The following is a 9,556-nucleotide window of genomic DNA, read 5'->3' as shown; positions in this document are numbered from 1 at the left end:
GCAGCCGCTTTTGACCCAGCGGTGTTACTCAAAATCATCCTGTTAGCTTACAGCCGTGGCATTATCAGTAGCCGCAAAATCGAATCAGCGTGCCGTGAGAATATGCTGTTCATTGCGATTTCCGGTGACAGCCAACCGCACTTCACCACGCTGGCGGCGTTTATCGCCAATGCCGGGGAGCTGATCACCAAACTGTCTACCCAAGTGCTGCTAATTTGTGACCGCCAAGGCTTGATCGGGAAGGAGATGTTTGATCTAGCCCAGCAAACCCGGACATTAGACAACAACAAAAGAAACAAATTGGATATGAAAAATATAATCTTGATCACTCTTTTAGTCGGCATTGGATGGTATGGAAATTTTTTCTATAAACAACATCAATTACCTTTACTAAATACCCCCTCAAACGCCGCACCGACTATAGCCACAAAATGCATTACTAAAGATGGCCATGTTATATATGGTAGCGTGCCTGTAGGAACGGTATGTGAAAGAAAAGAACCGATTGATGGCGCATTAACAATCATTGGTGGCGAATCTCCACGCATTGATAAACAGAACTCATATAGTCAAAGCGGTAAATCTTCAAGCTTTCGCTGTGATGGCAGAGTATATTGTTCTCAAATGAACTCTTGCGAAGAAGCTACTTTCTTTTTGAACAATTGTCCAAACCTCAAAATGGATGGAAACAATGATGGTATTCCTTGTGAGAAACAATGGTGCAAATAATGAAATCAAAGCAAATCATTTTGCACACCATTGAAGTGTGGTGAAAAAAGCGAGCACGAGACTCAGAACAATATAGGGAGGCCGTGGAAAGCAGTTTGTAAATGTGGCAACGACCTCTATTATGAAGTCGACGAAATACCAATATTCGGAAACACAGAGAAAACCTAACAAACGGAAATTCTCTGCATCTAAACTTGAGGTATGCTTCTAATTCGATATAGTACGGTCAGTATTTTTAGCCAGATAGACGAAACACTATGCCCAGCTACTACCTCCACACAGACAATGCCAAACAAGCGCTGGATGCCATCGCCAAGGGGCTTACCTGCATCCGGCTCTCCACCGACCTGAACCTTTCGGAACAAGACTTTGCCTTAAGCGACCAGAGCCTAGTGCTCGACGCAGACAATCGACTCTCCATCGACACCCTCAAAAGCATCGTCAAAAAGACCCAGAGGATCTACCTGTGTCGCGATGGCACGATACACCCCTTGGAAGACCGCAGCACTGGCTACTACAAGCTCGTTCCCACGGCTGGCGCACCGCTGCTGGAAATTAGCGGCGTCAAGATGCACATCTCCAAGGGAACCGACCCCTTTGCCAGCGCCTCCGCGATGGCGCAACAAGCAGTGCGCAAGGGTGACAAGGTATTGGACTGCTGTAGCGGCTTGGGCTATGCCGCCATCGCCGCCCACCGACTCGGCGCAAGCGAAGTACTCAGCATCGAACTAAGCCCGGAAGTCATGAGGCTACGCTCACAAAACCCGTGGTCAAATGATTTAGGGCAAGCCGGAATTGTGCAACGCCAAGGCAGTAGCTATGAGCTGATAGGCTCCATGCCAGCGGCTTCCTTTGATGCGGTCATTCACGATCCACCGCGTTTTTCCCTCGCCGGGGAACTCTACAGCGAAGAATTCTACAGGGAAATCTTCCGGGTGCTACGCCGCGACGGGCGGCTGTTTCATTACACCGGCAATCCACACGTCGTCAAAAAAGGCAGCAGCTTTGTCGATGGCGTCATCCACCGGCTCAAGGCGGCAGGCTTCAAGCACGTACAAAAAGTCGAGCACCTGATGGGTGTCAGCGCCCAAAAATAACGGCAAAAAAAAGCGGCTCGTTGTTCACGCGAGCCGCCAACCGGTTTCTCACTTAACGTGAGGAGTCAAACTTAAAATCTTCTAGTAAGGGATTACTTCTTCGGCGCGTAAATATCCGTGCAAGTCCCTTCTGCCACTTCCGCCGCAAAGTTCAGCGTCTCGGAAAGCGTCGGATGCGGGTGGATAGTCAAGCCGATGTCATGCGCATCCGCACCCATTTCCAGCGCCAACACCGCCTCAGCAATCAGCTCACCGGCATTCTTACCCGCAATGCCCGCGCCAATCAGCCGTCCGGTTTCCTTGTCAAACAGCACTTTAGTAATGCCGTTGCTGGCATCCATCGACAAAGCCCGCCCACTTGCTGCCCACGGGAACGCGCCTTTTTCATACGCAATCCCCTCAGCCTTGCACTGCTCTTCAGTCTTACCCATCCACGCCACTTCCGGGTTGGTGTAAGCCACCGATGGAATGGTTTTCGCATCGAAATACGCCTTGTGCCCGGCAATGACTTCCGCCGCCACTTTGCCTTCGTGCGTGGCTTTGTGCGCCAGCATCGGTTGCCCCACGATGTCGCCAATCGCGAAAATGTGCGGCACATTGGTACGCATTTGGTTATCCACCGGAATAAACCCGCGAGCGCCCGCAAAGACACCTGCCTTACCCGCGTCGATCAGATCACCGTTGGGGCTACGCCCAATCGCGACCAGCACCCGGTCAAAGGTATCCTTTTCCGGCGCACCCTTGCCTTCAAACGAACACACCAACCCTGCCGCCGTCGGCTCAATCGCCGTGACCTTGGTATTGAGGTAAATGGCTTCGTACTGGCCTTTGATCTTATTGTGCAAAGGCTTCACGATGTCGCGGTCAGCACCGGGCATCAAACCGGGGGAAAGCTCCACCACCGTCACACTCGCGCCCAGCGCGTGGTAAACCGTGGCCATTTCCAGCCCGATAATGCCACCGCCAACCACCAGCAAACGCTTGGGGATTTCCTGTAATTCCAGCGCAGCGGTGGAATCCATCACACGCGGGTCATCCCACGGAATAAACGGCAATTTGGTAACACGCGAACCCGCAGCAATGATGCAGTTGGCAAACTTAACCGTTTGCTTGCTGCCGTCTGCCGCTTCCACCTCAAGCGTGTGCGCAGAGGTGAAACGACCATAACCCTGCACGATCTGCACCTTACGCTGCTTTGCCAGCCCTTTCAGACCCGTGGTCAACTTGCTGACCACATCGCTTTTGTGCGCCCGTACCGCAGCGAGGTCGATGTCCGGCTCACCGAATTTCACCCCATGCTTGGCAAATTCCTTAGCCTCTTCAATCACCTCAGCGGTGTGCAGCAAGGCTTTGGACGGGATACAACCCACGTTCAAGCACACCCCGCCGATATTAGGGTAACGCTCGATCAGCACCACTTTCGTGCCGAGATCAGCCGCGCGGAACGCAGCGGTGTAGCCGCCGGGGCCAGAGCCGAGCACAACCAATTCCGCCTCAATATTCGCCGTGCCACTAAAAGTTGCTGCTTGAGGTGTGGGAGCAACTTCTTGTCCCTCCCCTGATAAGGGGAGGCTAGGAGGGGTTTCCCCCTCTTCCGCCACTTCCAGCATCAACAACACCGACCCTTCCGACACCCGATCCCCCACCTTCACCAGCATCTGCTTGACAGTGCCAGCCAAGGGGCTAGGGATTTCCATCGACGATTTGTCCGACTCAATGGTAATCAGCGAATCTTCCATTTCAATCTTGAAACCAGCGTCGACCAGCACTTCGATGATTTCCACATCCTTGAAGCTACCAATGTCGGGGACTTTGACTTCGATTAGCGTGCTCATACCAGCAACCTCCGAATGTCACCCAGCATTTTCGCAAGGTAGGTGGTGAAACGCGCACCCTCCGCCCCGTCGACCACGCGATGGTCATACGACAGCGACAGCGGCAGCATCAGGCGCGGCGCGAATTCTTTACCGTTCCAGATCGGCTGGATGTCGGATTTGGACACACCGAGGATAGCGACTTCCGGTGCATTCACAATCGGGGTGAACTTAGTGCCGCCGATCCCGCCGAGGCTGGAAATCGAGAAGCAGCCGCCTTGCATGTCCGCCGGTTTCAGCTTCTTGTCACGCGCCTTGCCAGAGATTGCTTTCAACTCTTCCGACAGTTGCATGATGGACTTTTTGTCCACGTCACGAATCACCGGCACGACCAAACCATCCGGCGTATCCACGGCCACACCCACATGGTAGTAATGCTTGCGGATCAGGTTTTCACCCTTCGCATCCAGTGAGGAATTGAAACGCGGGTAAGCCTTCAAGCCAGCCACTACCGCTTTCATGATGAACACCAGCGGGGTGATTTTCATCCCGGACTTGGCATTTTCCTCATTCAACTGCTTGCGGAAGGCTTCCAGATCGGTAATGTCCGCCTGATCAAACTGCGTCACATGCGGAATGTGTACCCAGTTGCGGTGCAGGAATTCGCCCGTCAGCTTGTTGATGCGTGACAGCGCCACCGTTTCGATTTCACCCCATTGGCTGAAGTCGATATCAGGCATCGGTGCAACGCCGAGCGTATTGCCGGAAGCAGCACCTCTGCCCGGCACACCGCCCATGCTCATCACGTCCTTGATGTACGCTTTCACGTCTTCTTGGGTGATGCGCCCTTTGCGGCCTGAGCCGGTCACTTTATTGAGATCAGCGCCGAGTTCGCGGGCAAACTTGCGTACCGATGGCGTCGCGTAAGCCTTGCTGAAATCGAGCTTCGCGGCTTCGGACTGCACGGCTGCTGTTGGCGATTTCACCGGTTGCGGACGTGGTTCTGGTTTCGCTGCCGGAGCGGGTGCAGGGGCTGGAGCTGCCGGTGCAGCAGCAACGGGTGCAGGAGCAGCCGCAGCGCCATCCGTCACATCCATCATCACCACCAGACTCCCTTCCGAAATCCGGTCGCCGACCTTAACCTTCACGTCCTTGACCACACCCGCTGCGGGTGAGGGAATTTCCATCGACGACTTGTCGGATTCAATCGTGATGAGTGAGTCTTCAACGTTGATCGTATCGCCAACGTTAACCAGTACTTCAATGATTTCAACATCTTTGAAGCTGCCAATGTCTGGCACTAAAATTTCCTGGATTGCCATAACATGCTCTCCTTATGCCAGACGTGGGTTGGGTTTTTCGGGGTTGATGCCGTATTTTTCCATCGCCTTGACCAGATCAGCAGCAGGCAGGGATTTTTCATCCACCAGCGCTTTCAGTGCGGCAATCACGATGTAATGACGGTTAACCTCGAAATGTTTACGCAGTTGCGCACGGGTATCACTACGCCCAAAGCCATCCGTGCCCAACACAGTGTAAGGCACTGGCAACCAAGCACGGATTTGATCCGGGTACTGGCGGATATAGTCGGTCGCGGCAACCGCAGGCCCACGTTGGCCTTTCATGGCTTGGGTCACATACGGCACTTTCGCATCTTCCAGCGGGTGCAGCATGTTCCAGCGGTCGATGTCACGGGCTTCACGCGCCAGTTCGTTGAAACTGGTCACACTCCACACATTGGCATCCACGCCCCATTCCTTGTCGAGCAATTCTGCGGCAGCAATCACTTCGCGCAGGATCGTGCCTGAACCCATCAGTTGCACTTTCTTGCGCTTTTTACCGCCGCCGCTGAACAGGTACATGCCTTTGACAATGCCGTCTTCGCAACCAGCTGGCATGGCGGGGTGCGTGTAGTTTTCGTTCATCGCGGTGATGTAGTAATACACATCTTCCTGATCCTGATACATGCGTTTCAGGCCGTTATGAATGATGATCGCCATTTCATAAGAGAAGGTCGGGTCGTAAGACAGGCAGTTCGGAATCAAGCCTGCCTGAATCAGCCCGTGACCATCCTGATGTTGCAAGCCTTCACCGGCGAGCGTGGTACGCCCTGCCGTGCCGCCAATCAGGAAGCCGCGTGAACGCGAGTCACCCGCCGCCCATGCCAAATCACCAATGCGCTGGAAACCAAACATGGAGTAGTAAATGTAAAACGGCACCATGTTCACGCCGTGGGTACTGTAAGCTGTCGCTGCTGCAATCCACGAGGAGAACGCGCCCGCTTCGTTGATACCCTCTTCCAGAATCTGCCCGGTCTTGTCCTCTTTGTAGAACATGACCTGATCTTTATCCTGCGGCTCGTACAATTGCCCGACCGAGGAGTAAATCCCCAACTGGCGGAACATGCCTTCCATACCAAACGTCCGCGCCTCATCCGGCACAATCGGCACAACATGGCGACCCATGTTTTTATCGCGTGCCAGCAAGGTCAGCAAGCGCACGAATACCATCGTGGTCGACATTTCGCGCTCGCCCGTGCTTTCCAACAGCGGTTGGAAAATGGAAATATCCGGCACTTTCAGCGGCGTTGCATGGGTCTGGCGCTGCGGCAAAGAACCACCCAAGGCTTTGCGGCGTTCCAGCAGATACTGCATTTCTTCGCCGTTCGGGTCAGGGCGGTAATATTTCGCTTCAGCCGCATCCGCATCGCTCAACGGGATGTTGAAACGGTTTTTGTAAGCAATCATTTCTTCGCCACTCAGCTTTTTCTGCGAGTGGGTACGGTTCTGGCCTTCGCCAGCAGAACCCATGCCGTAACCTTTAACCGTATGCGCCAAAATAACGGTTGGCTGCCCGGTGTGGTTTACGGCTGCGTGGTAGGCGGCAAACACTTTGTGCGGATCATGGCCACCACGGTTCAAACGCCAAATGTCGGCGTCGCTCATTGTCGCGACCATTTCCTTCAGTTCGGGGTATTTGCCGAAGAAGTTTTCGCGCACATATTTGCCATCGCGGGATTTGTAGTTCTGGTACTCGCCGTCGACCGCTTCCATCATGCGAGCTTTGAGCAAACCATCTTTGTCTTTGGCCAAGAGCGGATCCCAGTAAGAACCCCACAGGACTTTGATGACGTTCCAGCCAGCGCCACGGAATACCGCTTCGAGTTCCTGCACGATTTTACCGTTGCCACGCACTGGGCCATCCAGACGTTGCAGGTTGCAGTTGACGACCCACACCAGATTGTCGAGTTTTTCGCGACCACCGAGGGAAATCGCCCCGAGGGTTTCCGGCTCATCGGTTTCACCGTCGCCGACGAATGCCCAAACCTTGCGGTTGGCGGTTTCAGCCAGCTTGCGGTCTTGCAGGTACTTCATGAAGCGTGCCTGGTAGATCGACTTGATCGGCCCCAGCCCCATGGAAACGGTCGGGAACTGCCAGTAATCCGGCATCAGCCACGGGTGTGGATAAGAGGACAAGCCGCCGCCATCCACTTCCTGACGGAAATTGTCGAGTTCGGATTCGGTAAATCGGCCTTCAAGGAAGGAACGCGCATACATCCCCGGTGCAGCATGACCTTGTATATACAGCAAGTCGCCGCCGTGTTGCGGGGAAGGCGCGTGCCAGAAATGGTTCATGCCCACATCGTATAAAGTCGCGGCTGAGGCGAAGGTGGCAATGTGCCCGCCCAGTTCCGGGCTTTCCCGGTTAGCACGTACCACCATCGCGGCGGCATTCCAGCGGATGTAAGAGCGCAAACGCGCTTCAATCGCGGGCTTACCGGGCGTATAGCGTTCTTTATGGGGGGGGATCGTATTGATGTAAGCGGTGTTGGCTGAATAGGGCAGATTCGCGCCGTTATGACGGGCGGTAGCAATCAGCTCTTCTAGCAAGAAGTGGGCACGTTCCACACCTTCTGCTTCAATGACTGCTTCAAGGGAATCAGTCCATTCTTTTGTTTCTTGCAAATCAATATCTTGTATTGAATTATCCATTGTAAATCCTCTCTCTTCCAGCGATAACTCTGGCGCACCAAATGGTATTATTATCCAGATGGATATGAACCATATCACACGATCCTATTTTTTTGAAAGAAAAAATTATTACAAAAATAAAAACTTAAATATTAATAACTTATGCGCATTAAATATTTTTTAAAATCTTTCCTATTCATTTTACATCAGTTCCGTTAAGCTCTCGCTATGACTGATGATATAGAAATTATCCCTATCGCCGGACGTTTCCGTGGCTTCCTCCCAGTAGTGGTGGATGTGGAAACCGGAGGCTTTGATTGCCGCAAGGATGCGTTGCTCGAAGTGGCAGCCGTGGTGCTGCGTATCGACGAAAAAGGTGAGCTATCACGCCACCGTACTTTCAGTTGGCACATTGAACCTTTCCCCAATGCCAACATGGACCCCAAGTCGCTGGAAGTGAATGGCATCAAGCCTTTCAGCCCCTTGCGCATGGCTGTCCCTGAACCGAAAGCGATGGAAGAATTCTTCAAGGTCATCCGCAAAGAAGTGAAGGTTAACCGTTGCAGCCGCGCCATTCTGGTTGGTCACAATGCACCGTTTGACCTAAACTTTGTGCACGCGGCCTCGGAACGCATTAAAGCCACCCGCAACCCCTTCCACCCCTTCAGCACGCTGGACACGGTTTCCTTGGGTGCGGTGATGTATGGGCAAACGGTATTGGCGCGACTGGCGCAAGCAGCAGGCATGGGCTGGGATGCAGATTCAGCACACTCAGCCGTGTATGATGCTGAAAAAACAGCAGATTTATTTTGCCATTTCGTGAATACCTGGCAAACACTCGATGCAGCGTTTAAAGCTGTCGAGAATTAAAATATAGGGTGAGTGGAGCCACTCCACTCACCCTACAAAATTACTTTCCTGTCTTCAATTTTTCCCAATAGCCGTCATACACTTTCATAGCGTCGCCAACATCCTGCTGGAATTCACTGGCTTTAACGATGTCTGCGGGCGGGAAAATCACCGGGTTGTTTTGAGTATCCTCATCCAGTAATGCCTTGGATGCCATATTGGGTGTGCTGTAGCCCAGCTCTTCGACCACTTTCTGACCCACTTCAGGGCGCAACATGTAATCAATGAACTTGTGGGCATTCTCGACATGTTCCGCACCAACCGGGATCGCAAAACTGTCTACCCAGAAACCCGCGCCTTCCTTGGGAAAAATGTACTGGATATCCGGGTTCTCCTGTTGCGCCATGATGACTTCACCGCTCCAGATCATTCCCAAATTCACATCGCCCGCCAGAAACGGTTCACGCGGCGCATCTGCATTAAATACTAGCACGTTGAGCATCAGTTTTTGCAGGTCTTCGTAAGCTGTTTTGATTTCATCCGGGTTAGTGGTATTGGTGGAAAAGCCGTTCTTTTTCAGCGCCATGTGGAAGACTTCACGCACATCATCGGTCAGCAACAGCTTACCTTGCCACTTTTCATCCCACAAATCTGCCCATGAAGTGATGGTGGCAGGGTCAATTTCCTTGGCATTCACGCCAATGCCAGTGCTGCCCCACAGGTAGGGGACGCTGTATTCATTGCCGGGGTCATAGGGTTTGTCCAGCAAATCAGGCGAGAGGTTTTTCAGATTGGTAAGCTTGGCAGGGTCAATCTTCTGCAATAAACCTTCCTGACGCATCTTCGACACCAGATAGGAGGACGGCACCACAATGTCGTAACCCTTGCCCTTTTGCAGCTTGATCTTGGAGTACATCACCTCGTTATTTTCGTAGGTGGAATACTCGACCTTGATACCGGTTTCCTTGGTGAAATCTGCCAGCGTACTTTCGGGAATGTATTCTGCCCAGTTGTAAACCACGAGTTTTTCTTCAGCGTGCAGCGCCGTTGTCGCCGCCATCAGCACAGCAGCCAGTAAAGCAGGGATTTTTTTCAT

General features: G+C 52.9%; 7 protein-coding genes. 3 read left to right on the top strand and 4 right to left on the bottom strand.

The features are described from left to right. Together Q394_RS22705 and Q394_RS0108520 are read left to right on the top strand one after the other, a co-directional pair. Nucleotides 1–729 (top strand): transposase (locus tag Q394_RS22705; protein WP_051543122.1); only part of this gene is annotated, 729 nt, incomplete at its 5' end. A gap of 257 nt (nt 730–986) precedes the next feature. Beyond that, nucleotides 987–1,826 carry a class I SAM-dependent methyltransferase gene (locus Q394_RS0108520; protein WP_028488917.1) on the top strand — a complete coding sequence of 280 codons (840 nt, stop codon included), beginning with the start codon at nt 987–989 and terminating at the stop codon, nt 1,824–1,826. A 92-nt stretch (nt 1,827–1,918) separates the two neighbouring features. Here Q394_RS0108520 and lpdA read toward each other — a convergent pair whose 3' ends face one another. Genes lpdA through aceE form a run of 3 tightly spaced genes read right to left on the bottom strand, consistent with a single transcriptional unit; the run spans nt 1,919 to nt 7,632 of the window. After that, nucleotides 1,919–3,661, bottom strand: coding sequence for a dihydrolipoyl dehydrogenase (gene lpdA / locus Q394_RS0108515; RefSeq protein WP_028488916.1), 1,743 nt, complete (start codon nt 3,659–3,661; stop codon nt 1,919–1,921). Continuing rightward, nucleotides 3,658–4,962: a dihydrolipoyllysine-residue acetyltransferase gene (gene aceF / locus Q394_RS0108510; protein ID WP_028488915.1), complete on the bottom strand. Its 1,305-nt coding sequence runs from the start codon at nt 4,960–4,962 to the stop codon at nt 3,658–3,660. The genes lpdA and aceF overlap by 4 nt, the downstream gene beginning before the upstream one ends. Before the next feature lie 12 nt (nt 4,963–4,974). Next, nucleotides 4,975–7,632 (bottom strand): pyruvate dehydrogenase (acetyl-transferring), homodimeric type, encoded by a 2,658-nt coding sequence (aceE, locus tag Q394_RS0108505; RefSeq protein ID WP_028488914.1) that lies wholly within the window; start codon nt 7,630–7,632, stop codon nt 4,975–4,977. Nucleotides 7,633–7,839: 207 nt separating this feature from the next. On the opposite strand from aceE, the gene rnt reads away from it, so the two are divergent. After that, nucleotides 7,840–8,481 (top strand): ribonuclease T, encoded by a 642-nt coding sequence (gene rnt, locus Q394_RS0108500; RefSeq protein ID WP_028488913.1) that lies wholly within the window; start codon nt 7,840–7,842, stop codon nt 8,479–8,481. A gap of 40 nt (nt 8,482–8,521) precedes the next feature. Here the strand turns inward: rnt and Q394_RS0108495 are convergent, their stop codons facing one another. Next, nucleotides 8,522–9,556 (bottom strand): extracellular solute-binding protein, encoded by a 1,035-nt coding sequence (locus tag Q394_RS0108495; protein ID WP_028488912.1) that lies wholly within the window; start codon nt 9,554–9,556, stop codon nt 8,522–8,524.

It is taken from the genome of Thiothrix lacustris DSM 21227, assembly GCF_000621325.1.
GTDB classification, from domain to species: domain Bacteria; phylum Pseudomonadota; class Gammaproteobacteria; order Thiotrichales; family Thiotrichaceae; genus Thiothrix; species Thiothrix lacustris.
This window is presented reverse-complemented; position numbering and strand designations above follow the sequence as displayed.